Source organism: Streptococcus sp. 449_SSPC (assembly GCF_001073005.1).
Classification (GTDB): domain Bacteria; phylum Bacillota; class Bacilli; order Lactobacillales; family Streptococcaceae; genus Streptococcus; species Streptococcus salivarius_F.
In genome coordinates this window covers 228,857-250,939 of the sequence record NZ_JVGR01000029.1, presented here as the reverse complement: position 1 = coordinate 250,939, position 22,083 = coordinate 228,857, and the positions used below count along the sequence as shown (strand labels likewise).

24 protein-coding genes are annotated in these 22,083 nt (G+C 38.5%); 4 read left to right on the top strand and 20 right to left on the bottom strand.

Features of this window, described 5'->3' with window-relative positions:
* Positions 1-5 precede the first annotated feature (5 nt).
* The 3 genes from ADH51_RS07260 to glmS form a co-directional block, all read right to left on the bottom strand.
* Positions 6-647 (bottom strand): amino acid ABC transporter permease, encoded by a 642-nt coding sequence (locus ADH51_RS07260; RefSeq protein ID WP_014634576.1) that lies wholly within the window; start codon positions 645-647, stop codon positions 6-8.
* Positions 648-845: 198 nt separating this feature from the next.
* Entirely contained in the window at positions 846-1,178 is a 333-nt protein-coding gene (locus ADH51_RS07255) for a zinc ribbon domain-containing protein YjdM (RefSeq protein ID WP_037603162.1), read from the bottom strand.
* Positions 1,179-1,299: 121 nt separating this feature from the next.
* Entirely contained in the window at positions 1,300-3,108 is a 1,809-nt protein-coding gene (glmS, locus tag ADH51_RS07250; RefSeq protein WP_048675607.1) for a glutamine--fructose-6-phosphate transaminase (isomerizing), read from the bottom strand.
* A gap of 207 nt (positions 3,109-3,315) precedes the next feature.
* Between glmS and ADH51_RS07245 the strand changes: the two genes are divergently transcribed.
* Positions 3,316-4,224: a LysR family transcriptional regulator gene (locus ADH51_RS07245; RefSeq protein ID WP_002891090.1), complete on the top strand. Its 909-nt coding sequence runs from the start codon at positions 3,316-3,318 to the stop codon at positions 4,222-4,224.
* 93 nt (positions 4,225-4,317) lie between these two features.
* On the opposite strand, the gene ADH51_RS07240 is transcribed toward ADH51_RS07245, so the two are convergent.
* Positions 4,318-5,031 carry a glycoside hydrolase family 73 protein gene (locus ADH51_RS07240; RefSeq protein WP_048675605.1) on the bottom strand — a complete coding sequence of 238 codons (714 nt, stop codon included), beginning with the start codon at positions 5,029-5,031 and terminating at the stop codon, positions 4,318-4,320.
* 172 nt (positions 5,032-5,203) lie between these two features.
* Here ADH51_RS07240 and ADH51_RS07235 point away from each other — a divergent pair, with 172 nt between their 5' ends.
* Positions 5,204-6,211, top strand: coding sequence for a YeiH family protein (locus ADH51_RS07235; protein WP_048675603.1), 1,008 nt, complete (start codon positions 5,204-5,206; stop codon positions 6,209-6,211).
* Between the two features lie 54 nt (positions 6,212-6,265).
* Here ADH51_RS07235 and ADH51_RS07230 read toward each other — a convergent pair whose 3' ends face one another.
* The 3 genes from ADH51_RS07230 to ADH51_RS07220 form a co-directional block, all read right to left on the bottom strand.
* A complete protein-coding gene (locus ADH51_RS07230) occupies positions 6,266-6,577 on the bottom strand; it encodes a hypothetical protein (protein ID WP_022496675.1) in 312 nt (103 codons plus the stop codon).
* A 145-nt stretch (positions 6,578-6,722) separates the two neighbouring features.
* Positions 6,723-7,121, bottom strand: a complete 399-nt coding sequence (locus ADH51_RS07225; RefSeq protein ID WP_004182057.1) for a hypothetical protein — start codon at positions 7,119-7,121, stop codon at positions 6,723-6,725.
* Positions 7,122-7,339: 218 nt separating this feature from the next.
* Entirely contained in the window at positions 7,340-8,884 is a 1,545-nt protein-coding gene (locus tag ADH51_RS07220) for a zinc ABC transporter substrate-binding protein AdcA (protein ID WP_048675600.1), read from the bottom strand.
* A 157-nt stretch (positions 8,885-9,041) separates the two neighbouring features.
* Here ADH51_RS07220 and ADH51_RS07215 point away from each other — a divergent pair, with 157 nt between their 5' ends.
* Complete coding sequence (locus ADH51_RS07215; RefSeq protein WP_048675597.1) at positions 9,042-9,863, top strand: PrsW family glutamic-type intramembrane protease; 822 nt, start codon at positions 9,042-9,044, stop codon at positions 9,861-9,863.
* A gap of 54 nt (positions 9,864-9,917) precedes the next feature.
* Here ADH51_RS07215 and ADH51_RS07210 read toward each other — a convergent pair whose 3' ends face one another.
* From ADH51_RS07210 to ADH51_RS10330, 6 genes are all read right to left on the bottom strand, one after another.
* The gene (locus ADH51_RS07210) at positions 9,918-11,315 is read right to left on the bottom strand and encodes a C69 family dipeptidase (RefSeq protein WP_048675595.1); all 1,398 of its coding nucleotides are present in this window, start codon (positions 11,313-11,315) and stop codon (positions 9,918-9,920) included.
* A 17-nt stretch (positions 11,316-11,332) separates the two neighbouring features.
* Positions 11,333-12,244, bottom strand: coding sequence for a DNA-binding protein WhiA (whiA, locus tag ADH51_RS07205; RefSeq protein WP_004182012.1), 912 nt, complete (start codon positions 12,242-12,244; stop codon positions 11,333-11,335).
* Positions 12,241-13,215 (bottom strand): YvcK family protein, encoded by a 975-nt coding sequence (locus ADH51_RS07200; protein ID WP_002891102.1) that lies wholly within the window; start codon positions 13,213-13,215, stop codon positions 12,241-12,243. Before ADH51_RS07200 ends, whiA begins: the two co-directional genes overlap by 4 nt.
* On the bottom strand, positions 13,212-14,102 hold the full coding sequence (rapZ, locus tag ADH51_RS07195) for an RNase adapter RapZ (protein ID WP_014634584.1): 891 nt from the start codon (positions 14,100-14,102) through the stop codon (positions 13,212-13,214). Before rapZ ends, ADH51_RS07200 begins: the two co-directional genes overlap by 4 nt.
* A complete protein-coding gene (locus ADH51_RS07190) occupies positions 14,083-14,853 on the bottom strand; it encodes a DUF1003 domain-containing protein (RefSeq protein ID WP_048675589.1) in 771 nt (256 codons plus the stop codon). Before ADH51_RS07190 ends, rapZ begins: the two co-directional genes overlap by 20 nt.
* A gap of 126 nt (positions 14,854-14,979) precedes the next feature.
* Positions 14,980-15,870, bottom strand: coding sequence for a CAP domain-containing protein (locus ADH51_RS10330; protein ID WP_158084690.1), 891 nt, complete (start codon positions 15,868-15,870; stop codon positions 14,980-14,982).
* A gap of 13 nt (positions 15,871-15,883) precedes the next feature.
* Here ADH51_RS10330 and ADH51_RS10325 point away from each other — a divergent pair, with 13 nt between their 5' ends.
* Entirely contained in the window at positions 15,884-16,405 is a 522-nt protein-coding gene (locus ADH51_RS10325) for an alanine-zipper protein (protein ID WP_371106351.1), read from the top strand.
* A gap of 812 nt (positions 16,406-17,217) precedes the next feature.
* On the opposite strand, the gene queF is transcribed toward ADH51_RS10325, so the two are convergent.
* From queF to asnS, 7 genes are all read right to left on the bottom strand, one after another.
* Complete coding sequence (queF, locus tag ADH51_RS07180; RefSeq protein ID WP_003097375.1) at positions 17,218-17,709, bottom strand: preQ(1) synthase; 492 nt, start codon at positions 17,707-17,709, stop codon at positions 17,218-17,220.
* A 122-nt stretch (positions 17,710-17,831) separates the two neighbouring features.
* Positions 17,832-18,548, bottom strand: coding sequence for a 7-carboxy-7-deazaguanine synthase QueE (gene queE, locus ADH51_RS07175; RefSeq protein WP_048675584.1), 717 nt, complete (start codon positions 18,546-18,548; stop codon positions 17,832-17,834).
* On the bottom strand, positions 18,541-18,984 hold the full coding sequence (gene queD / locus ADH51_RS07170; RefSeq protein ID WP_045772391.1) for a 6-carboxytetrahydropterin synthase QueD: 444 nt from the start codon (positions 18,982-18,984) through the stop codon (positions 18,541-18,543). Before queD ends, queE begins: the two co-directional genes overlap by 8 nt.
* The gene (gene queC / locus ADH51_RS07165; protein WP_048675580.1) at positions 18,984-19,637 is read right to left on the bottom strand and encodes a 7-cyano-7-deazaguanine synthase QueC; all 654 of its coding nucleotides are present in this window, start codon (positions 19,635-19,637) and stop codon (positions 18,984-18,986) included. The genes queD and queC overlap by 1 nt, the downstream gene beginning before the upstream one ends.
* A gap of 174 nt (positions 19,638-19,811) precedes the next feature.
* Positions 19,812-20,192 (bottom strand): RidA family protein, encoded by a 381-nt coding sequence (locus ADH51_RS07160; RefSeq protein ID WP_002891112.1) that lies wholly within the window; start codon positions 20,190-20,192, stop codon positions 19,812-19,814.
* Positions 20,193-20,300: 108 nt separating this feature from the next.
* A complete protein-coding gene (locus ADH51_RS07155) occupies positions 20,301-20,708 on the bottom strand; it encodes a hypothetical protein (RefSeq protein WP_048675578.1) in 408 nt (135 codons plus the stop codon).
* A gap of 26 nt (positions 20,709-20,734) precedes the next feature.
* Positions 20,735-22,081 carry an asparagine--tRNA ligase gene (gene asnS, locus ADH51_RS07150; RefSeq protein WP_048675576.1) on the bottom strand — a complete coding sequence of 449 codons (1,347 nt, stop codon included), beginning with the start codon at positions 22,079-22,081 and terminating at the stop codon, positions 20,735-20,737.
* Between the last annotated feature and the right edge of the window lie 2 nt (positions 22,082-22,083).

The window sequence follows — 22,083 nt, the reverse complement described above, 5'->3', positions numbered from 1 at the left end:
GTCTCCTATTTATAATAGTTGAATTTCTTTTCGATGTTTTTCGAAGCCACAGTCACAACACCCACAAGGATAAGATAGATAGCTCCAGCCACAAACATCGGTGCTAAGGTCGCATCACGGTTCGCAGCGGTACGACTTTCCAAAAGAAGGTCTCCAACCCCAAGCACATAAACCAATGATGAATCCTTAACCAAGTTAATAATCTCGTTAAAGATACTTGGCAAGACAATCTTGACTACCTGAGGAAGGATAATGTAGCGGATGGTTTGGAAAGGACTAAGTTTAAGCATTTTTGCTGCTTCGTATTGTCCTTTCGGAATAGCCAAGATTCCTCCACGGAAAATCTCTGCGAAATAAGCTGCATAGTTAAGCGTAAAAGCAAGAATAGCAGCTGGTAGACGATCGAAGACAATTCCTACACTCGGAAGAACATAATAAACGAAGATCAATTGTAAAAGGAGGGGCGTTCCACGCATAATCCAAACGTAAAGGGTGAGTAACCAATTTAAAGGTTTGAATTTAATCTGCATTAAGAAAGCAAGTACAATCCCTAATGGAATCGACAGTACGATAACAATGAAGAATACTTGAAGTGTGACTACCGCACCGTTCAAAAGGGCTGGTAATACTTCCAAAACGTATGACATATAAACTCCTATAATTATTTAGTATTGCTGAATATTATACCAAATTTTTAAAAAAAATGATATAAGATTTTGAAAATAGTAAAAAGGAGTGCGACTAGACCCACTTTTTAAATGAGTTCATAGTCACACTCCTGAGAGACTTAAATAATCTGTCCTGAGAAACAAACAATACTTAAGTCTAGCATCTCTAAAGCTTATTTAGATTTTCTTAACAAATTCAGATTTAAGTTTCATAGCACCAAAACCATCAATCTTACAATCAATGTTGTGGTCACCTTCAACCAAACGAATATTTTTAACACGTGTGCCTTGTTTAATATCTTTTGGCGCACCTTTAACTTTCAAATCTTTGATAACCGTAACAGTGTCACCGTCAGTAAGACGTGTGCCATTGCTATCAAGAACCACAAGTCCTTCTTCTTCTGCAACTTCGTTTGGATCCCACTCATAGGCACATTCAGGACATACAAGCAAGATTCCATCTTCATAAACATACTCTGAGTTACATTTTGGACAATTTGGTAATGACATAATTCTCTCCTAAGATTGTGATATAGATACTATTCTACTTTAGATTTCTCAATTAAGCAAGGGTGAAAACGATAAAAACAAACAAACAACATCCCTTACACTGTAAGAGATGTTGGTATTTTTATTCAACAGTAACTGATTTAGCCAAGTTACGTGGTTTATCGACGTCGAGTCCACGATGGAGTGTTGCAAAATAAGCAATCAATTGTGTCGGTACAACCATTGAAATTGGTGACAAGTAAGGGTGAACGTTATTAAGAACGATGTCATCGCCTTCTTTAGCAACATTTTCCTCAGCAATAGTCAACACTTTAGCACCACGTGCTGCTACCTCTTGGATATTACCACGAGTGTGGCTAGCAAGAACAGCGTCAGACAAGAGGGCAATAACAGGTGTACCATCTTCGATCAAAGCAATCGTTCCGTGTTTCAACTCACCTGCTGCAAAACCTTCACATTGTATATATGAGATTTCTTTCAATTTAAGACTAGCTTCCATAGCAACGTAGTAATCTTGACCACGACCAATATAGAAAGCATTACGTGTTTCTGCAAGAAGAGCTGCCACTTTCTCGTCAATGACTTCTTTTTCAGAGAGTGTTGATTCGATAGATTGTGCTACAAGTGACAATTCATGTACCAAGTCGAAAGCTTTAGCTTTTTCATTACCATTAGCCTCACCGACTGCTTTAGCCAAGAAGGCAAGAGCCGCAATCTGAGCAGTGTAAGCTTTAGTAGAAGCTACGGCAATTTCTGGGCCAGCATGAAGAAGCATTGTATGATCAGCTTCACGAGAAAGAGTAGATCCCGGAACGTTTGTCACTGTCAAACTTGGAATACCCAACTCGTTAGCTTTAACAAGAACCTGACGGCTGTCTGCTGTTTCACCTGATTGGCTAATAAAGACAAAGAGAGGTTTCTTGCTAAGGAGTGGCATACCATAACCCCACTCAGAAGAAATACCAAGCTCAACTGGTGTATCTGTCAACTCTTCGAGCATCTTCTTAGAAGCAAAACCAGCATGATATGATGTTCCTGCCGCAAGAATATAGATACGATCAGCCTCTTGAACAGCCTTGATAATATCAGCATCTACAGTCACTTGCCCCTTGTCATCTGTGTAGGCTTGGATAAGCTTACGCATCACTGTTGGTTGCTCATCGATTTCTTTGAGCATGTAGTAAGGGTAAGTGCCTTTACCAATATCAGATAGGTCAAGTTCAGCTGTATAGCTATCACGTTCTTTTACATTGCCATCATAATCTTGAACTTCAACACTATCAGCTTTCACGATAACTAACTCTTGATCGTGAATTTCCATGTATTGATTAGTTTCGCGAATCATAGCCATGGCATCTGAGCAGACCATGTTATAGCCATCACCAAGACCAATCAAAAGTGGTGATTTGTTTTTTGCAACGTAAATTGTTGAGGCATCTTCAGAATCCATGAGGGCAAAGGCATATGATCCACGGATAATGTGAAGAGCTTTCTTGAATGCTTCAAGAGTTGACAAACCATCTTCTTCAACGAATTTTCCGATCAAGTGAACTGCAATTTCAGTATCAGTTTGACCTTTGAAATGGTGACCAGAAAGGTATTCTTCCTTAATTTCAAGATAGTTTTCAATAACACCATTGTGAACCAAAACGAAACGTTCTGTTTCTGAGCGGTGTGGGTGAGCATTGTCCTCTGTTGGTTTACCGTGAGTTGCCCAACGAGTATGTCCAATACCGGCTGTACCTTCTACTCCTTCAGTTTTAGCAGCAAGCTCCGCAATACGGCCAACAGCCTTAACCAATTGACTAGATGCATCGCCAGCTACAAAGATACCAGCTGAATCATAACCACGGTATTCTAGCTTTTCAAGTCCTTGAATCAAGATATCAGTTGCATTTGTGTTACCTACAACACCAACAATTCCACACATATTTTTAATAATAACCTCAAATCAAAGAGGTCATGTCTCCTTCATTTAAAATTGGTATAGTCAATAAGCTCTTTAAAAAGCTTAACGAGGACAGTATATTGCATATATTTGACAATGTCAAGTATAAAAATTGGTATAGTCCTAAAAAGACCTTTTACTCGCCTCTTATCCTAAGGAATAATCCTTAAAATATGCTATAATAAGGCTATGCGAATTCAACAATTACATTATATTATCAAAATCGTCGAAACCGGCTCAATGAATGAAGCTGCAAAACAACTTTTCATCACACAACCAAGTCTTTCAAATGCTGTTCGTGACTTGGAAAGAGAAATGGGAATTGATATCTTTATCCGTAACCCTAAGGGAATCACCTTAACCAAGGATGGCGTTGAATTTCTCTCTTATGCCCGTCAGGTAGTGGAACAAACGAATCTCTTGGAAGAACGCTACAAGAGTCACACAGAGACACGTGAATTGTTTAGTGTTTCCTCTCAACACTACGCTTTTGTTGTCAATGCTTTCGTCTCACTTCTCAAAAGAGCTGATATGACACGTTACGAGCTCTTCTTACGTGAAACACGTACTTACGAAATTATTGAGGACGTTAAGAACTTCCGTTCAGAAATTGGTGTTCTCTTCCTTAACAGCTATAACCGAGATGTCTTGACTAAGATGTTTGACGACAACCGCCTCACATATACCAGTCTTTTCAAAGCTAGACCGCATATCTTTGTCAGCAAGTCAAATCCCTTGGCTAAGCATGAAGTTGTCTCTTTGGAAGATTTAGAAGACTTCCCATACCTTAGTTACGACCAAGGGATTCATAATTCCTTCTACTATTCTGAAGAAATCCTCTCTCAGATTCCCCATAAAAAATCTATCGTGGTTTCAGACCGTGCAACACTCTTCAACCTATTAATCGGTTTGGATGGTTATACCATTGCTACAGGTATTTTAAATAGTAATTTGAATGGAGATAACATTGTCTCTATCCCGCTTGATATTGATGATGAGATTGATATTGTTTACTTAAAGCATGAAAAGGCAACCCTCTCTAAAATGGGAGAAAAATTCCTAGATAACCTCGTTAAAGAAGTCACTTTTGACAACTAATAGATGTTAGTCCCCAGCACAGAATGTTGGGGACTTTTTATCACCCAAACTATCCAATTTAGTGCACAAAAAAGAGCCTTTCGACTCTCATTGTTATTTATAATTTTTATAGCTTGCCCAAGCCTCATCTATAGATAAGGTCTCAGCATCTGTGTATGAGCCTCTATAGCTGTTCCAAACAAGACCACTTGTTGAAGCAGTTGCTTGAGTAACTGGAGCTTGATCGTAGGCAGTCAAACCATAGTATGCAATAATGCTATTTAATTTAGAAGCGTAAAGACTGTCAGTTGCATAAGTTCCTGTCAATGCTTGAGTGGCATCTGCATAACTACTTGTATTTGATTTCCAAGTGCCAGCATAAGTTGATGACGTCATCAAAGCAGCATAATCGGCTAAAGAATCACTCAGACTTCCATAAGAACGGAAAGGTTCATCAATCTCATAAGTCTTCCCTGTACCATCGTCTTCCCAAGTACGCATGGTCACAGAATTCCCATTATAAGAGCCCTTAATCCCGAAGAAGTTGTAATAAGGAGCCTGACTCAAACCTGACTGACCTGAATTTGATTCCAGAATGGCTTGAGCAATTAGAACAGAAGCATAGATATTGTAATCTTGACCAATCTGTCTCGCAGTCTCTCCGATACTATCAATAAAAGCCGTCGTAGTTTGATTGTAGGCAGCTTCAGCTTTAGCATTAACACTGTTATCATTTTTTCTATCTGTTGTAAAAGCTAGAACCAAAAAGAGCGAACAAACAAAAGCTCCCACAATAAAAATCATATACTTCTTTAAATGACGATACATACAACCCTTCCTTCATAAGATTTTTAATTATAATATTTCAATACTATTCTATCAGAAAAACTGACAAGTCGCAACTTTCAGACCCATTTTCCTTGATAAATAAAGCAAATGTCACCTTTACATCATATTTATAATAAGCTATAATATAGTCAAATTTTAAGGAGATAAATGAATGAAAATAAAAGAATTCTTACCAGGATTAAGTATTGCAATACTTATATCTCTCCTAGCATGGTTCCTTGGAAACTTGTTCCCTATTATTGGTGGGCCTGTCCTTGGTTTATTTATAGGACTTCTGCTAGGAATTATTCTAAGAGATTCTCAGAAACTTAAAGCAGGAATGCAATTCACTTCTAAAAAAGTATTACAATACGCTGTTATTCTTCTTGGATTTGGACTAAATCTTTCCCAAGTCTTTAAGGTTGGCGTAACATCACTTCCCATTATTCTAGTGACTATTACTACGGCACTGCTTACTGCTTATGTCGTCCATCGCGTGTTCAAGCTAGATAGTGAAATTGCTACTTTAGTAGGTGTTGGTTCTTCTATTTGTGGGGGATCTGCTATCGCTGCAACTGCTCCTGTAATCAAGGCTAAAGATGAATCTATTGCAACAGCAATCTCTGTAATTTTCTTTTTCAATATCTTAGCAGCTCTACTCTTCCCTCACTTGGGATCCTGGTTGGGACTTAGTAATCAAGGCTTTGCCATATTTGCTGGAACAGCTGTCAACGATACTTCTTCTGTAACTGCTACAGCCAGCTCTTGGGGTAGCTTACATGGAACATCCATTCTAGAGCAGGCAACAATTGTTAAGTTGACTCGAACGCTTGCTATCATCCCTATAACTCTTGGGCTTTCTGTATGGCAGTCGCGAAAGGACAATACAAAGGAAGCATTCTCGCTAGCCAAAGCAGTGCCTAACTTTATCCTTTGGTTCCTTTTGGCCTCACTGATTACAACTGTTTCAATGTCACTCGGTGTAACACCTGCCGTCTTTTCACCTTTAAAAGACCTTTCGAAATTTATGATTGTTATGGCCATGGCAGCTATTGGTTTCCAAACAAATCTCAAACAACTAATCACTAAAGGAGGCTCAGCACTTCTAGTGGGAGGAGTTTGTTGGTTATTAATCAGTCTTGCTTCTCTTCTCATGCAAAAGCTATTAGGACTTTGGTAAAAGACATCTAAAAAACTCACAATCTTGCTAAGTTTGTGAGTTTTTATTATAGAATCATTTTTTATACTCAAAGACATAGGTTTGAATAACCTTGTCCCCATCGTTTGTTACTTTCAAATCAACATTGTAACTCTTAGTTTCACCACTAATATCCTGAACCTTATAATCACCATCTTTTTTTACAGAAGAGGTGGTCTGCCCTGAATAATGCTTTACTTCAAGACTTGAAGTTCTGTCTAGAGAAAAAGGAATGAGCCCATTTAAAGAATATAGCCCATACAAAATAAGACATAAAAAGCTCAGTGACGCAAGGCTCACCAAATAATATTTAACAAAAGCCCCCAATTTCAACCCCTGTTTACTCACTTAGTTGTTATCTTCCTTTAACTTAACATTATTTTTATTAGAGTATTTTCAAATTTTATTTTACACACATTTGCGTATTTTGTCAAATTATTTGATATTTAAAACAGAACCTATATTTTTTTATATACTAAAAGCCGTTAGATGACTAACGGCTATTTTTTATTTCTGAAATAACGTATTCAAGACGGCTATAGAGACCAAGTAATAAGTCGTAACTTCGATTTTCATTTTCTTTCAAAACAGTGAAAACTGTTGTACTATAGGTAAATTCAAAGAAGTCATCTAATTCCTTGAGCCAGTCATCAATAACCCCTAAATTTTGATCAATAATTGCAAACAAACTTGGTTGATACCAGATTGTACCTTCGATATAAAGGTTTTTGTCAGATAATTTAGATAGGGATACTTTCAAGTCAGCAAGCTCTCGTTTAGCAAGATTTGGTTCAATCTTTAAATCAAAAAGCAAGCGTGCATCATGATTTAGAATATCGAGTTCTGCTTGAAGCAGTTGAATATAATGTATCGCTACTAAATACTGGTTCATGGGTCTCTCCTGGTCATCTGAAAATCGTACTATTATTGTACCACTAAAGAATGAAAAAATGTAGTAATTATTTAATTTTTTACAGGATTTTTTTAGAAAAAATACCATGCTTTAAATTTCTATTTAAAAATAATGACACTAGCGATTTTCTAAGAGTTTAAGAAATGAAAGATTTTTTTAAAAAAGAAAAACACTCACGAATGAGTGCAATTCTAGTATTAATGACTAACCATTTCTTGGGCAATTTCAAAGCCACTAAGTTTTCCAGGATAGTAAGTTGGCCAATTATCCATCTCTTTTAGAATCTCATCTTGGCTACTATTTCCGAAGAAAATATGGAAATGTGCTGAAGTTGTTGGATCTATTTGATGATCTGAAAATTGGACATACTGGTAAGGGTTATCTGCTGCTTGACTGTCAGTTGCTGTGAAGAGATAACGGACACCTTTTTTACCAGAAGCATAAGTTAAAATCTTATAACCATCATAACGATAAGTGTGTGTCACGCTACTTCCATCATTTTTTGTGAAAGTCATGGTCATCTTTTTACCATCAATAGCAATTTTAGAAACATCTGTTTGATAGCCCTTAGTGTAGTACTCTTTATACTCTTGTGCGGTTTTATCCTTATTCGATAGAGCTTTGTATTCAAATACTTGATCTAAAGTACCATCTTGGAGGTAAGGATAGACCGATTGCCATTCACCAGACCAATCAGAAAGTTCCCTATCTTTGACATCTTTGTCATCAAAGTAACCATTTTGGACTGTTTTCTTATCATCGCTTCCTGTTTCAGGTTGGATAGCTTTACCTTCAACATCTGTTGTTAAACGAAGGTTTTTGAGATTCTCAGTCATAACACTGACATAATCTTCACCTTTTTTCAACTGTTCCTTAGTTAGTGATTCAATTGGATTTAAAACTGCTGTCTTAACTCCTACTTCGTTAGCTAAGGTTTTGGCAACGCTACTTGAAGCATTTTCCTCAAAGTAGATATAGTTAATATCATATTCTTTGACATACTTAGAAAGGCTAGCGATACGTTTTGCAGATGGATCAGATTCAGCTGAAACACCTGAAATTGGTACTTGTGTCAAACCGTAATCTAAAGCAAGGTAGGCAAAAGCTGAGTGCTGGGTAACAAAACTTTTCTGTTTCGCTTGACTTAAGGCTTCAGTATACTCCTTATCCAAAGTCTTTAATTTTTTAAGGTATTTCTCGGCATTGGTTGTAAAGACTGCTTTTTTATCTGGGTGTTGAGCAATCAAACCGTCCCTAATAGTTTCAACTAATTTTTGAGAACGTTTAGGTGAGAGCCAAACATGAGGATCATATTCGTGGTGTTGCTCTTCTCCACCGTGATCATGATCTTCTTCCTCTATTCCAGGTAAGAGAACCATGCCTTGACTTGCCTTAATGATTTTTGTATTTTTAGTGTTGATAGACTTTTCAACTTTTGGAACCCAGGTTTCCATATTTTCATTTAGGTAGACAAAAGTGTCTGCTTTTTCAATGTCAGCGACATTCTTAGTAGATGGTTGAAAATCGTGGGCTTCACTACCAGCGGGAATAAGATAAGACACCTCTCCCTCATCGCCAACAACCTGCTTTGTAAATTCATAAACAGGGTAAAAGCTGGTCACAACCTTCAAGTCGCTATTTCCTTTTGAACCGTGGTGACTAGTCGTATAATAAATACCTGCACCAGCAGCTAAAACAACTGCTGCTATTCCTGCTAGGCCAAAAATGCGTTTCTTTTTCATGATATTCCTTTCAAAATACTTAACCAGTTAATAGTTTACTGGTTAAGTATATCACACTTCATTTATTTTGCAAGTACTAAAATAAAAAAATTGAAATATTTCGATGAAAAAGAATTATTTGATATACTGGAAATATCATTTGGAAAGTAGGTTATACATGTTTCGTAAATTAACCCTATATCTTTTTTTATTGCTTGCATCCATTGGCCTGACTTATGATACACAATCATACACCTCAGGTGCCTTGTCTGGTTCAGCATACGGTATTATTGGACTATCAACACTAATTGCCTTATGTTATATCCTACCAGGAATATTTCTGGTTCGATACTTAGGCAAGAGATGGCAGGTGAAACCACTTGTTCTCATATTTGCTCTAATTGGTGGAGTCTTTATCACAGGATGGATAGCTGGTTATGCCAATACCATTTCTCACGACTGGGTGACTGCTCATCTTTCTTCAAAGAGTTTCTTCTACCGCTTTGAGGATGCTCTTATGGCTCCCCTAGTTGAAGAACCCCTCAAACTAGCTGCTTTTCTCTTTGCTATCTATATGGTGCCAACAAAAAGTTACAAGGAGCTCTTGCTTGTCGCTATTACGGCAGGTCTTGGCTTCCAGATTAGTGAAGACTTCTCCTATATTCTTTCAGATTTGCCTGATGGTTTTTCTTATACGATTTCGGGAATCCTTGGTCGAACTATTGGTGCTGTATCGTCTCACTGGCTTTACACGTCCTTCCTTGCTATGGGGCTAGTCCTTATATGGCGTTCACGTCAAAAACTCATTAATTCCAAGTACAGTCTTATTGGTATTCTTTATGCTTGTGGTGCTTTTGCGACACACTTTGCTTGGAATTCACCTCTTAGAAATTTAGAAAGCGATTTGCCATGGGCATCAGGCCTTCTCATTTCACTCAATCTTTTCTTTTTCATTACACTTTACCAACTCCTCTCGAAACTGGATGAAGAAAACAAGTAAGGTTAGACTACGAAAAAACCTTTCCATAAAATTGGAAAGGTTTTTTTGATGACTTTAATCACTCATAGAAAAACGATTAGTCATCAAGTTACTTGCATCATCTAAGACTTTTGCCAATAGTTTATCTGTTTCTGACTGAATCTTATCACTAATTTTTTGATTTTCAGATTCAAAATCAATACTCTCACCATTTGCTAAAGCATTGTCGACATGATTAATCATAGCATGGCCAAGAGCCATCGTTGTTTCTACATAAGCATCCAAATCAGCCTCATGCTGTTGGAAATGAGGATCACAGATAGCAGCAATCAAACGATTACTCCAGTAGAAATTGCCTGTATCTACTTTATCAGTTGTTTGACGGAAATAAGCAGGTGTTGTTCCGACCTGAGTCCAGAATGGCACCATTGTACCAAATGGCATTGATCCATAGGCTAACCACTGAATACCAGTTGTTTCTGATGGTTTGTTAGGACGCATTTGCAAGAGAGCTGTTTGACTAGTACGGTTAATACCGATTGGACGGAATTGGCGTTGACTCACTGCATCTCCTTGAGGTCCATAAGGATCATAAGGCGTATCTTGGTAATGAAGACTCAAAACGTATTTAACATCTTCAACTGTAATTTTGCGGTATGGTTTTTGGCACCATGGAATAAAGAATGATTTTGGATCATAGTCTTTTTCTGGGTTCAAAAATTTCTGCATAGCCCAAGCGCGTGGTGTATTATAATGACGATCCTTATCTCGTTGGCTACCAAAAGCATAACGTGGATTAAAGTGTTCATTAGAATAAGTCAAATCCAAGTGATGTTTATTAATAAAATTTCGAATGTCTGGTGAGGCAAGATAGTCGTCTGGATTTTCAAACTCATAGTGATCGATACCAAGTTGGTTTGGGTTAGTAACATAGGCATCGTCTGGAACACGTCTTGCAATCCAATGGTGACCACCAATTGTTTCTAACCACCAAATTTCTTCAGTGTCTGAAAAAGCAATACCGTTTGACTCGTAAGTTCCGTAAGTTTCAAGGAGTTGTCCCAAACGAAGAACACCTTCACGCGCCGTCTTGATATATGGCAAGACCAAAGTCAACATATCCTCTTCTCCAAAACCATCTTTAACAAGAGGATCAGCGCCGAGAACACGCGCATTAGTCGTGATTGTTTCTGTTGCACTCATGGCAACATTAGCTGAGTTAATACCAGCTTCACCCCAAATACCGTCTTTCCCAAGCGCATCTGGGACAGAGGTATATCGTAGAGGATTATCTGGCAAATCAATTGAAAAATTGCTAAGCACAGACTGGTAATGACGCGGTTGGTCTTCAGGGGTCACGACGAGAAATTCTTTGGGCGTAAAAACGCCTGATTGAGAATCCTCAGTACGTGCAATCATGGTAGAGCCGTCATATGAGGCTTTCTTACCTACTAAAATCGTTGTACAAGCCATAAAAGCTTCCTTTCTACTTACAAATCGTCCGCAATCTTATTGATTTTTCTGAGACGATGGTTAACACCACTCTTGGTCAGAGGAGGTTCTATACTATCTGCGATCTGCTGGATAGAGTAATCTGGGTTGGCAATACGAAGTTGGGCAATTTGGCGCAGCTCCACCGGTAAAATCTCCAAGCCAACCGTATCCATAATCTTGATAATATTATTAATTGTTTTCATACTAGCACTAATCGTTCTAGCAATATTGGCTGTTTCCGCATTATTGGCACGATTCAGATCATTTCTGGTTTCTCGCATAATTTTGACTTCTTCGAAGGTATCCTTAGAGTTCATTGCGCCAATAACAAGGAGAAAATCCATAATGTCCTCAGCTTTTTGAAGATAGGTCACAAAACCATTTTTATGACTCAAAACCTTGGCATCGAGCATAAATTTTTTCATGAGAGAAGCTAAATCCTCTGCGTGGTCTTGGTAAACGGAAAAAATTTCTAATTGATAACGGCCTTTTTCAGGATCACGTACTGTTCCAGTCGCCAAAAAAGCGCCTCGTAAATAGGATCTTCCAGCTTCGTCATCTTCCATTACTGATGTTTCAATACCTGTTTCAAAGCCAAAGAAAGAATCCGCCAATTGTAAATCGGACAAAATATCATTGACATGGTCAGCGACAAAAACCGTGTAAACACGATTTTTCTTGAGATTGGTCTTGTTGTGATGTCTCAATTCAGGATTACTCTGATAACGACTTTCCATTAATTGGTAGATATGTCGTGCAATCTTTGCATTTTCTGTTGAGATGGAAAGAGTCAATCCTTGGTTGGTCAATCCAACAGAACCAGACATCTTAATCAATGCTGACAATTCAGCCTTGTCTTTGCTTGAAGCAGCAATTATCTCTTCTTTAACCTTAATTGTGAAACTCATGACTTGTTCCTCACTAGATGCATGAGCTCATCCACTACCAAGTCACCATGGTGGAAGGCACCACCATTTTCAAGTCGCAAAAAATTAGAAGACACAACTGTTTTAGCTTCACGACGTAAGCCCTCAAAATCATGCTCAACCTGAACAAGGTATTCATCAAATTTATTACTAGCCATGTATTCCTTAGGCACTTTCTTGATGTTAACTAAGACATTGTCAATCACATCAGAGCCAAGATGACGATTAAGAACAGCCACATGGTCGGCATCTGAGAATTGTTCAGTTTCTCCGTACTGAGTCATAATATTACAAATGTACGTGACATCAGCCTTGGTCTCGATAAGAGCCTGACGAATCTCTGGTATCACAAGGTTGGGCAAAATCGATGTATAAAGAGATCCAGGACCTAAAACAATCATATCACTATTCATAATAGCATCAACAACCTTACGACTGGCCTTAGGCTCTTCGTCATTATAGGTATTTGTCACATAAACGCGCTCAATCATGCCATCGTACTGGGCAATACTACTCTCCCCTGCTACTTCATGACCATCTTGAAAAACGGCATGAAGCGTCAAAGCTGTCTCACTAGCTGGATAAATCTTTCCTGTAACATGGAAGAACTTCGTCAGAAGCTGCATAGCATTATAGGTAGATCCCTGCATTTCTGAAATTCCAGCGATGATTAGGTTTCCGAGTGGATGACCAGCCAAAGCACCATCGGTTTTATCAAAACGATATTGGAAAACTCTTTCATAAAGTTTAGGCATATCACTCATAGCTACCAAAACATTACGCAAATCCCCTGGAGGTGTCAGTTGCATGATATCACGCAAATCTCCCGAAGAACCGCCATCATCAGCTACAGTTACCACAGCAGTGATATCAACATCCTTATGACGCAAACTACGAAGAATGACTGGGATACCAGTTCCCCCACCTATTACTGTAATTCTTGGTTTTTTCATGAACGATTCACTGTCTCCTTACGTCGATCCTTATCACGATGTGTTTCATTGACTGTCCAATCATTTTTCAAATCTTGAGCCAGACGATGTGCAAAGGCTACACTACGGTGTTGACCACCTGTGCAGCCAACAGCAATGGTAAGAACAGACTTACCTTCTTTTTTGTAGCCAGGCAAGATTGGTTTAATAAGCTGTGTCAAATGATTGTAAAAGTCTTCTGATTCCTTATGTTTCATGACATAATCAAAAACTTCTTTATCCAAACCTGTGAGGTTACGAAGTGCAGGATCATAATAAGGATTTGGCAAGAAACGGACATCAAAAACCAGATCTGCATCCAATGGCAATCCATATTTAAAACCAAAACTCAAAACTTCAATACGGAAAGAAGATTGGTCTTGTTCAGATGAGAACTGTTCAGAAATAGCCTTACGCAACTGGCGTGGGGTTAATTCTGTCGTGTCAACCACGTTTTGACTCAAACTCTTAAGCGGTGACAAAAGCTCACGCTCAAGCTTGATGCCATCCAAAACACGGCCATCTGCCGCAAGTGGGTGACTACGACGTGTCTCTTTATAACGAGAAACCAATTCACCATCCGTGGCATCCAAGAATAGAATCTTGAAATTAAGTTCCTCATTGCTTTCCAATTTATCCAGAATATCGTTAATCTCATCGAAGAACAAGCGACTACGCATATCAACAACAAGAGCAATCTTATCTGTCTCTTCACTATGTTTTACCAATTCGATAACCTTAGGTACCAAAGAGGGTGGCATATTATCAATGGTGAAGTATCCAATATCCTCAAAGGATTGAATTGCTACAGTCTTACCTGCACCACTCATCCCTGTTACAACAACTAAATTAATTTTTTTCGTTCCCATGAGACTCCCTTTCTAGTCTTTCTTCTTTCAAGACACGAATATCGTCTGACATCTTCTCAACTTGTTGGCTAACCCCCATAATCATTTCTGTCTGCAATTTTTGAATTGTCAAAAGATCTGATTGGTCTTGTTGGACCAAGTGGTCAATTTTTTCATGCAAAAGTCGGATTTCTTCCTTAGACTGGGTATTGACCTGATAGTCGTTACGCGCTTGTAAACGGTCGTAATCCGATGCTCGATTCTGACTCATCATAATCAATGGTGCCTGAACGGCTGCTAGAGTAGACAAGGCCAGATTCAACAGAATAAATGGATATTTATCAAAGGCAATCCCAAAAGGTTGAACAACATTAAGCCCCATCCAAATAGCCATAAAAGCAACGAATGACAAGATAAAAGTCCAAGATCCACCAAATCGGGCCACTTCATCCGCTACTTTTTGACCAAAAGTGATCCTACTATCCAATTGTTCCTGGATGTCTTGATCCTCGTACAATAAACTCTTGGTCACATCGTGAACGGTTTCCCGAACATGTTCGTTTTTCTCATTAGCATTTGCAATAACTTCATCAAGAAAAACCAACCTATAATCCAAAAGACTGATATTACTAATAAAATCATGTCCTTGTAAATCAGGGTAATCTTTTTTCAAAAGCACCTGCAAACGACTATTTAGACGTTCGAAATAGGAACCATCGGTTTCATCGAACCACTCTTTAGAGATATAATCCTGAACTCTCTTAACCTGCATATTTTCGCCTTCTTTCTAGGCTCTATTATACCATATTGAAAGCTTAAACGTTCAATAGATAAAGGAAAAGAGTCCAAGACTAACCTCAGACTCCTCCATTATTGGGACAATTAATTTAAACTCTTCTTATTGGTAATTTAAAGTCCAGTAGTAAGTACCGTCACCAGCGACAACACAAGCTACTGCTGCTTGAGTAGCATCTGGACTCATGAGAAGTTCACGAATACCACTACTCAACCATTTATTGGCTACAACTGAACCATCAGATTCACGACGGTAAACAATACCATCACTGTTGTAAGTGTGTGAAATATCTTTGGCATGTGGAAGGGTTGTGCTATTGTAAAGATCATCAGACCATGTAAGTGCTGGCAAACCAGCAGCTGTACGTTGAGCATTGATTTCATTAAATGCAGCCTTAGCTGAGTCAACTTCAACATAATCAGAGTTTTCAGTTGGTTCTACATGATAAACAAATTTAACATAACCAAATTCAACATCACTATATTTTTTGTCGTCAACACCGCTCTTGAGATTAGCTGTAATAACATAGTCACGTGCCCAAGCACTGCCCTTAGAAGCGTTGAAGTTGTCAACATCTTCAATTTCCCAAGTTACATTACAATCCCAGCCAGCATTATCTAAGAATTTTGGAGCAAAATTCTTAATAACATAATCTTTGAATTCATCCACATTTTGGAATGGAAGAGCTTCACCAGCTTTACCAGTACCAACTACATTTTCAGAATACAACTTAACACTTGATGCATTGTCATCGTACATGTATTCGTCGTTTCCTGCTGGTTTATGGAAATCTGGATCAAGCTCAGGGTCATCATTGGCAGTACCATTGTAGAGTTTCCATTTACCATCAACCCATTTGTAGTAACCATCGATACCACGCGCATTATCTTCATCTGTCAATGCCACACGGTAGTAATAGGTACCGTTGTCATCTACAAATCGTGGATCTGAATACATGCGATAATCTGTTGGTGGCAATGTTGGTTTTGGCAACTTATCATAGTCAATGTTTGTTTCAGGCGCATATGGTGGTTTTTCAAGTTCAGGAGCTTCAGAACTTGTTTCTGATGTTGAACCTGTCTCTGAAGTTGCTGCTGAAGAAGATTCAGACGTTACAGCAGAACTTGAGTTACCATTCGATACTACTTCTGAAGTTGAATTACCTGTTGAAGCAGCATCTGAAATTGTAGAAGAAGTTGAATCTACGGTTGATGGTGCTTCTGAGCTTGCTGATGACGTTGAATCTACGGTTGATGGTGCTTCTGAAGTTGCAGACGATGTTGAATCTACGGTTGATGATGCTTCTGAAGTTGCAGATGATGTTGAATCTACAGTTGATGGTGCTTCTGAAGTTGCAGATGAGCTTGAATCTACGGTTGATGGTGCTTCTGAGCTTGCTGATGAAGTTGAATCAACGGTTGATGGCGCTTCTGAGCTTGCTGATGACGTTGAATCTACAGTTGAAGTTGTTGGAGCTTCAGAATCTGTGCTTGAAGCCTTAACAAGCACCCACTTACCATTTGAATAATAGTAATAATCACCATTATCTTTCAAATAATAGTGAGTACCATTTTCATAACGGTAGTGAGGGTCATTTCTCAAAACCTCATAACCTGTCGTTGGTGTATTGTTAGAACCACCATTGTTGTTATTATAGTCACCACCACGAACCCAACGACCGTTATAGTTAACATAGTAGCTACCATCACTCAAGATGTAGTACAAATAGCCATTGCTATAGCGGTAAGTACCTGATTCGTTGTAGTTGTTGTAACCAGGATTATAGTTGTTATAGCCATAATTATAGTTATAATTATAGCCATAGTTATAGTTTGGATAGTAATTATTGTAACCGTAGTTATAGCCATAATTGTAAGTATAGCCTGGATAATAGCCATTGTAGCCGTAGTTATAACCATAGTTTGGATAATAGTTGTTATACCATGAGTTATAACTATAGTTATTAGAATAACCACGTCCATAATAACTATCGGCTTGTGCATGATTGTTGCCAACTACTGTTGGTGCTAAAATAGCTGCCCCTAGGACAGCACATGAAAATAATCGTAAACTCTTTCTCATTGTCTTTTCCCCTTTTAAAAAAAATATACCTTTTATAAGCAATCGCTTACATTTCCATTTACACTTTAATTGTAAGAAATAAAACTTCTATTGTCAAATTATTTCAATAATAGAAGTTTCTCAGACTAAACCAATAGAAGACTAACAAAGACCTAACTTTCTTTGTGAAAAACGGTTAGGCAAACCTCTTTTAGGGCTTAAAGGCAAGTGTTTAAACAAAAAAAGCCCTCTATTTGTATAAGGACTTTTAGCGTAACATTAACGATTATCAATATTTTCTGGGTAAAGATCGTGATTAAAGAGACGTTGCTCAGCCATCTTCTCATACTTTGTTTCAGGACGACCATAATTATAATAAGGGTCAATCGAGATACCACCACGAGGTGTAAATTTACCCCAAACTTCCAAGTAACGAGGGTTCAAAAGCTCCACCAAATCTTTACCAATGGTATTAATACAGTTTTCATGGAAGTCTCCATGATTACGGTAACTAAAGAGATAAAGCTTTAGAGATTTAGACTCAACGCAGAGCTGGTCTGGAATATAAGAAATATAAATACTTGCAAAATCAGGTTGCCCAGTAATAGGACAAAGTGATGTAAATTCTGGACAGTTGAATTTGATAAAGTAATCATTATCAGTATGACGATTATCAAAAGACTCCAAGACTTGTGGAGAGTATTCAAAAATATAAGGTGTCTCCTTATTACCAAGGAGAGTGAGGTTTTTCATTTCTTCTTGTTGTGACATTTTTCTTCCTTTGTTGTTAATTTTTCTAGACCTTTATGTGTTCATTTTTTAATCTAAATTTCTAATGTTAATCATTAAAAAAGTAAAAATACTATCAATTCTAAGCTTATAGAATGTGAAGATTAGACTCCGCGCTCATTATCATAGAGTAGAGTATGAAGCTGAGGGAGAACACGCACATTTCCCCACGAGTCGTCAGCGGCTACTGTCTCCCAAAGCTCTTTGAGGCGATCTAATTGATGTTGGACAATATTACCTTCTGCTTTCGGTTCAGGATTACCCGCTGAAAGAAACATGACATCTAGCTGATAACGTTCTTGAATCATTTTAGCAAAGGCTAAATCATCATCGTCGAAAACAGGAACCTTAAAGGTAACTTTATCAGGATCAAGTTGTGAAACAATAAAGTCAAGGGTTTCCATATTGACTTCCATCTTGGATGATGGTGGTTTAGGACTTAAGGTTACTTGATCAATATCCTTTAACCACTCCTGCCAGCGAGAACCCTGTGTCTCAACGGCCAAAGTTACTCCTCTAGCCTTGAGTTTTGAAACGAGTTCTGCCATATTTGCTGCTAAAAGAGCTGGGTTCCCTCCAGACAGAGTAACATAGTCGTAAGTTCCTAGCGCATCCAAAGCTTCAATAACTTCATCAGCTGTCATACGCGTTGGCTTCTCTGACCCATCCCAAGTAAAGGCAGAATCACACCAATCACAATGGTAATCACATCCTGCTGTCCTTACAAACATGGTCTTTTGACCGATAGCTCGGCCTTCCCCTTGAAAAGTCGGTCCGAAAATTTCAAGCACTGGCAGTTTGAGTACACGTTCTCTAGTCATCCAACCACTCCCGTCTAAACTCTGCAAAAGCTGTTGGTGTTTCATAAAGACGCACATATTCCAAACGAAGTCCTCTCTCCTCAGGCAGATGTTGACTCGTCGTCTGGAAAATCCAGAAAACCATATTTTCCGCAGTTGTGTTCATATAAGGCAAAGTCTCATTGAGATAACGGTGATCTAACTGTGGTTCCAAATGATCCTTATAAATGCTCTTTAAATCACCAAAATCGAAGGTCATGCCACGCTCATCCAAGTAGCCACTTACTGCAATCTGAAGATGGTAGGTATGACCATGAAGTGATTTACATTTACCTTCATAATTAAAGAGATGGTGGGCAGCATCAAAAGTAAACTCTTTAGAAACCATTGTACGGTGAGGATTGTAAACCAAAGACTCACCTGTTTCTTTTTTGATTTCTTTCGGTGCAAAGAACATTAAGCTTCTCCTCTTTCTGCTAGATATTTTTCAAGGCCTTTTTGACGCAAGTGACAGGCAGGGCATTCCCCACAACCAGTTCCAATAATACCGTTATAGCAAGTTAGCGTTTTTTCACGAACATAGTCAAAAGCTCCTAGTTGGTCAGCCAAAGCCCAAGTCTCAGCCTTATCTAACCACATGAGTGGGGTTTGGATAACAAAATCATAGGCCATGGCAAGATTAAGTGTGACATTAAGCGATTTGACAAAAACATCACGACAGTCTGGATAACCAGAAAAGTCTGTCTCACAAACACCTGTAATAATGTCAGTGATACCACGTTGCTTGGCTAGAACAGCTGCAAAAGAAAGGAAAAGATGATTACGCCCGTCCACAAAGGTATTAGGAACTTCACCTTCTTCTGCCTCAATCTCAATATCAGATGTTAAGGCATTTTCAGTGATTTGACCAAGCAAAGACATGTCTAAAACATGGTGTTTAAGCCCTTGTTCTTGCGCAATCTCTTTAGCTACTTCAATTTCCAGGCTATGACGTTGGCCATAAGCAAAAGTAACTAATTCAACTGTTTCATAATGTTTTAGAGCCCAAAATAGGCAAGTAGTAGAATCTTGACCGCCACTAAAGACGACCAAAGCTGATTGACGTTTCATAATATTCCTCTTTATTCGTGATGTCTGAGACACATAAAAAGGCCCCTTGGGGGAGCCAAAAAAACGCCAGTAATGGTTTTTTTTAGCGATGGTGTCTCCCAAACATCGAAAATGATTTATCTTTAATAGTCTATCACAGTTAAGAAAAAAAGAAAAGAGCCAAGGCTCTCTTCATTAATCAATCTCAGCGATAACTTCGATTTCAATTTTAACATCTTTTGGCAAACGTGCCACTTCTACCGCAGAACGTGCTGGGAAATCAGATGTAAAGGCAGTTGCATACACTTCGTTAAATGGAACGAAATCGTTAATGTCACTTAGGAAGCAAGTTGTTTTAACAACGTGATCAAAGTCTGTACCTGCTTCTGCCAAAATAGCACCAACATTTTTAAGAACTTGTTCTGTTTGTTCTTGAATTGTTTCACCAATGATTTCACCTGTTTCTGGTGACAATGGTACTTGACCAGAAGCGAACAAAAGGTTGCCTACAATTTTACCTTGGACATAAGGTCCGATTGCTGCTGGTGCTTTATCAGTATGAATAGTTTTTGCCATGATAGTTCTCCTTTGACTAATATGTTGCTATTATAACAAAATATTCTGAAAATTGAAACATATAATTCCAAAAAGAAAAGAATCAGCGCTAGGCTAATCCTTCTCCTACTATTTCAGATACTTTTTGACATAGCTATAATAGTCTGGTTTGTCTTTTTTATTAAGTGCAAAGAGCATTTGACCCTTAAGGGGCTCTTTCTCATCATTTGGTTCTAGAAAGAGAGCAACCTCTTTGGATTTAGTTGGGAAAAATACTGTATAAGACGTCTCTTTTCCCTGATCTTTTACTTTTAGCGAATAATAGGTAAAGTCATCCTTAGACTTGGGACCATCCACTGTATAGTTATAATCCTGCTCACCAATCTTGACCTTATCTTTCTTGAAGACAATCGTATAATCCTTCTTTAAGGCATCTTGTGCCTGCCATTCACCCTCTAGTGAGGGAGTAGTCTTGCTACAAGCTACCATCGAAACCATACAAAGTAAGGTCAAAAGACCAAGTAACCATCTTTTCATACTTTTGCACTCCTAAAGAATTTTACTTATGGTTTGATACGGTGCAACATACGTGGGAATGGAATAGCTTCACGGATGTGTTTTGTTCCAGCTACGAAAGTAACCATACGTTCAATACCGATACCAAAACCACCGTGTGGTACTGAACCATATTTACGAAGGTCAAGGTAGAATTCGTATTCTGAACGGTCCATTCCGAGTTCATCCATTTTAGCTACAAGAGCATCGTAGTCATCTTCACGCATTGAACCACCGATGATTTCACCATAACCTTCTGGAGCCAAAAGGTCTGCACAAAGAACGCGCTCAGGATTACCAGGAACTGGCTTCATGTAGAAGGCCTTAAAGCTTGCTGGATAATTAACAACGAATGTTGGAACACCAAAATAGTTAGAAATCCAAGTTTCGTGTGGAGAACCAAAGTCATCTCCATGTTCGAGGTGCTCATAATCTGTATCTTCATCATTTTCATGTGCTTGAAGAAGGTCGATAGCTTCATCATATGACACGCGCTTGAATGGCTCAGCAATGTATTTCTTAAGAAAATCTACATCACGTTCAAGGATTTCAAGAGCTTGTGGCGCACGATCAATAACACCTTGAATAAGAGCCTTAACATAAGCTTCTTGCAAATCAAGTGACTCATCATGTGACAAGAATGAATACTCAGCATCCATCATCCAGAACTCAGTCAAGTGACGGCGTGTTTTAGATTTTTCGGCACGGAAAACAGGACCAAAGTCAAATACACGACCAAGAGCCATAGCACCAGCTTCAAGGTAAAGCTGACCAGATTGGCTTAGGTAAGCAGGTGTACCAAAGTAATCCGTTTCAAACAATTCTGTTGAATCTTCAGCTGCATTTCCTGACAAAATTGGACTATCAAATTTGATGAAACCATTTTTATCAAAGAATTCGTATGTTGCGTAAATAATCGCATTACGAATTTGTTGAACAGCCATTTGTTTACGTGAACGCAACCAAAGGTGACGATTATCCATCAAGAAGTCAGTTCCGTGTTCTTTTGGTGTGATTGGGTAATCATGTGATTCACCGATGACTTCTACTGCTGTCACATCCAACTCGTAACCAAATTTTGAACGTTCGTCTTCTTTGACCACACCAGTCACATAAACTGATGTTTCTTGGCTAAGACGTTTAACAGTATCAAATTTTTCAGTACCTTCTTCTTCACCGTATTTTTCGATGAAGTTAGGTTTGAAAGCTACCGCTTGGAAGAAGGCAGTTCCATCACGCAATTGAAGAAAGGCCAATTTCCCTTTACCTGATTTGTTAGCTACCCATGCACCGATAGTGATTTCTTCGCCCACGTGTTTAGGCACATCAATAATTGAAACTAATTGTTTAGACATGT

Bases quoted from the DNA above. Each gene is read 5' to 3' on its own strand.
- ADH51_RS07235 (WP_048675603.1), top strand. From the start codon at position 5,204: ATGAAAATAAAAGAATTCTTACCAGGATTAAGTATTGCAATACTTATA.
- ADH51_RS07260 (WP_014634576.1), bottom strand. From the start codon at position 647: ATGTCATACGTTTTGGAAGTATTACCAGCCCTTTTGAACGGTGCGGTA.
- asnS (WP_048675576.1), bottom strand. From the start codon at position 22,081: ATGTCTAAACAATTAGTTTCAATTATTGATGTGCCTAAACACGTGGGC.
- ADH51_RS07225 (WP_004182057.1), bottom strand. From the start codon at position 7,121: ATGAACCAGTATTTAGTAGCGATACATTATATTCAACTGCTTCAAGCA.
- ADH51_RS07200 (WP_002891102.1), bottom strand. From the start codon at position 13,215: ATGAAAAAACCAAGAATTACAGTAATAGGTGGGGGAACTGGTATCCCA.
- rapZ (WP_014634584.1), bottom strand. From the start codon at position 14,102: ATGGGAACGAAAAAAATTAATTTAGTTGTTGTAACAGGGATGAGTGGT.
- ADH51_RS07190 (WP_048675589.1), bottom strand. From the start codon at position 14,853: ATGCAGGTTAAGAGAGTTCAGGATTATATCTCTAAAGAGTGGTTCGAT.
- whiA (WP_004182012.1), bottom strand. From the start codon at position 12,244: ATGAGTTTCACAATTAAGGTTAAAGAAGAGATAATTGCTGCTTCAAGC.
- queD (WP_045772391.1), bottom strand. From the start codon at position 18,984: ATGTTCTTTGCACCGAAAGAAATCAAAAAAGAAACAGGTGAGTCTTTG.
- queC (WP_048675580.1), bottom strand. From the start codon at position 19,637: ATGAAACGTCAATCAGCTTTGGTCGTCTTTAGTGGCGGTCAAGATTCT.
- ADH51_RS07210 (WP_048675595.1), bottom strand. From the start codon at position 11,315: ATGGCTTGTACAACGATTTTAGTAGGTAAGAAAGCCTCATATGACGGC.
- ADH51_RS07245 (WP_002891090.1), top strand. From the start codon at position 3,316: ATGCGAATTCAACAATTACATTATATTATCAAAATCGTCGAAACCGGC.
- queF (WP_003097375.1), bottom strand. From the start codon at position 17,709: ATGTCACAACAAGAAGAAATGAAAAACCTCACTCTCCTTGGTAATAAG.
- ADH51_RS07160 (WP_002891112.1), bottom strand. From the start codon at position 20,192: ATGGCAAAAACTATTCATACTGATAAAGCACCAGCAGCAATCGGACCT.
- ADH51_RS10325 (WP_371106351.1), top strand. From the start codon at position 15,884: ATGTTTGTTTCAGGCGCATATGGTGGTTTTTCAAGTTCAGGAGCTTCA.
- glmS (WP_048675607.1), bottom strand. From the start codon at position 3,108: ATGTGTGGAATTGTTGGTGTTGTAGGTAACACAAATGCAACTGATATC.
- ADH51_RS07155 (WP_048675578.1), bottom strand. From the start codon at position 20,708: ATGAAAAGATGGTTACTTGGTCTTTTGACCTTACTTTGTATGGTTTCG.
- ADH51_RS07215 (WP_048675597.1), top strand. From the start codon at position 9,042: ATGTTTCGTAAATTAACCCTATATCTTTTTTTATTGCTTGCATCCATT.
- ADH51_RS07220 (WP_048675600.1), bottom strand. From the start codon at position 8,884: ATGAAAAAGAAACGCATTTTTGGCCTAGCAGGAATAGCAGCAGTTGTT.
- queE (WP_048675584.1), bottom strand. From the start codon at position 18,548: ATGACTAGAGAACGTGTACTCAAACTGCCAGTGCTTGAAATTTTCGGA.
- ADH51_RS07255 (WP_037603162.1), bottom strand. From the start codon at position 1,178: ATGTCATTACCAAATTGTCCAAAATGTAACTCAGAGTATGTTTATGAA.
- ADH51_RS07240 (WP_048675605.1), bottom strand. From the start codon at position 5,031: ATGTATCGTCATTTAAAGAAGTATATGATTTTTATTGTGGGAGCTTTT.